Source organism: Blastomonas sp., from assembly GCF_041747255.1.
GTDB lineage: Bacteria > Pseudomonadota > Alphaproteobacteria > Sphingomonadales > Sphingomonadaceae > Blastomonas.
In genome coordinates this window covers 1-1818 of sequence record NZ_JBGTFM010000202.1, presented here as the reverse complement: position 1 = coordinate 1818, position 1818 = coordinate 1, and the positions used below count along the sequence as shown (strand labels likewise).

Sequence of the window (1818 nt, the reverse complement as noted above, 5' to 3'; positions counted from 1 at the left end):
TCGCCGAAGCGCTGTGGCCGCGCCGCGCGCACCGGGTGCCGCTGCTCGCGCGCTGGCGCACGCATCTGGGCTTTGTGCTGATCAACCTACCGCTCGAACGCGGCATTCAGGCCCTGGTGTTCATCGCGCTGTTTGGCGCGGTGACCGGCTACAGCGCGTCGCCCGAGTTCGGGCTGTTGCCGATGACCGGGCTGCCGCTGTGGGCGCAGGGGGTGATCGCCATCCTTGCGCTCGATCTGGCCGTCTGGGCGCAGCATTGGCTTTCGCACCGCGTGCCGCTCTTGTGGCGGCTGCACCGGGTGCACCATGCTGACCATGATTTCGACATGACCACCGCGCTGCGCTTTCACCCGGTCGAGATCGGCCTGTCGATGCTGTTCAAGCTTGGCGTTGCGCTGGCGCTGGGGGTGCCGCTCTGGGCTTTGATAGTATTTGAGATGCTGCTGTCGGTGCTGCCGATGTTCAACCATAGCAACATCCGCCTGCCGATGGCGCTCGATGCAGTGCTGCGCCTGATCATCGTCACCCCCGACATGCACCGCGTCCACCACAGCACCGCGCGCAGCGAGCACGACCGCAACTTCGGCTTTTGCCTGTCGGTCTGGGACCGGCTGCTCGGTACCTATCGCGCCCGGCCATCGGGCGGCCATGGCAGCATGCAGATTGGTCTCACCGATTATCCGGGGCCAGAGCCTGCGCGGCTGGGCTGGTCGCTGCTGCTGCCGTTTCGCTAAAGTCACCCAAAACCTGAAGGACCTGCCATGCCCGGCCTGTATTTCGAAGAATTCACCATCGGCCAAACCTTTCAACACGCGATCCGCCGGACGGTGACAGAAACCGACAATCTGCTGTTTTCAGCGATGACCCACAACCCGGCGGCGCTGCATCTCGACGAGCAGTACTGCAAGGAAAACAGTGAGTTCGGCACCCGCGTCGTCAACAGCTGCTTTACCCTGGGGCTGATTGTTGGCGTGTCGGTGGGCGATACGACGCTTGGCACAACTGTCGCGAATCTGGGCTGGGACGAGGTGCGCTTTCCCAAGCCGCTGTTTCACGGTGATACCGTTAGGGTGGAGAGCGAGGTGATCTCGATCCGCCCCAGCAAATCACGACCCGGCCAGGGCATCGTCGTGTTTGAACATCGCGGCTACAACCAGCATGATGTGCTGGTCGCCAGCTGCAAGCGGTCTGCGCTGATGCTCAGCCGGCCCGCGCCTCAGGCGACACCGGCGCTATAGCGGAAACGCCTGACGGATCGCGAGCAGGCGGCGCAGCGCGCGGCCCAGCGGCAGGTCTTCTGACATGCCCATGCCGCCGTGCAGTTGGATCGCGGCCTTGCCGACCTCGACCCCGTCATCGCAGACCGCGCGATAGGCGGCGCGCGCGGCGCGGGTCATCTCGGCAGTGTCGCCCGCAAGATCGTGGGTCACCGCCTCGTACACCAAAGACCGCGCCTGATCGAAGGCAATCGTCATGTCGACCATGCGGTGCTGCAGCACCTGAAACGATGCAAGCGGCACGCCGAATTGCTTGCGTTCGGTGGTGTACTGCTGAGTGGCGAGGCACAGGCGGCGCATGATGCCGGTGCCCTCTGCCGCCAGCAACAGCCGCGCCTTGTCGATCACCGCCTCAAGCGCCGGTGCGGCCTCGCCCGGCCCCAGCAGCAGTGCATCGGCGCTGACATTGTCCATGGCGATATCTGCCACCCAATGGTCGTCGCGCAGTCGATAGGGGGTGCGGGTGAGGCCGCTGGCATCGGCGGCGACCACGAACAGCCCGAGCCCTGCGTTGCCGCTGCCCGGCTCGCCCTTGATCCGC

3 protein-coding genes are annotated in these 1818 nt (G+C 65.2%); 2 read left to right on the top strand and 1 reads right to left on the bottom strand.

The window, feature by feature from the left end:
• Together ACEW8G_RS07155 and ACEW8G_RS07150 are read left to right on the top strand one after the other, a co-directional pair.
• A partial coding sequence (locus ACEW8G_RS07155) for a sterol desaturase family protein (protein ID WP_373487746.1) occupies positions 1-734 on the top strand: 734 nt, incomplete at its 5' end.
• A gap of 27 nt (positions 735-761) precedes the next feature.
• Positions 762-1238: a MaoC family dehydratase gene (locus tag ACEW8G_RS07150; RefSeq protein ID WP_373487745.1), complete on the top strand. Its 477-nt coding sequence runs from the start codon at positions 762-764 to the stop codon at positions 1236-1238.
• Here ACEW8G_RS07150 and ACEW8G_RS07145 read toward each other — a convergent pair.
• On the bottom strand, positions 1233-1818 hold a 586-nt coding region (locus ACEW8G_RS07145), incomplete at its 5' end, for an acyl-CoA dehydrogenase (RefSeq protein WP_373487744.1). The genes ACEW8G_RS07150 and ACEW8G_RS07145 overlap by 6 nt on opposite strands.

Excerpts from the sequence above, each read along its gene's own strand:
- ACEW8G_RS07150 (WP_373487745.1), top strand. The coding sequence starts at position 762 with ATGCCCGGCCTGTATTTCGAAGAATTCACCATCGGCCAAACCTTTCAA.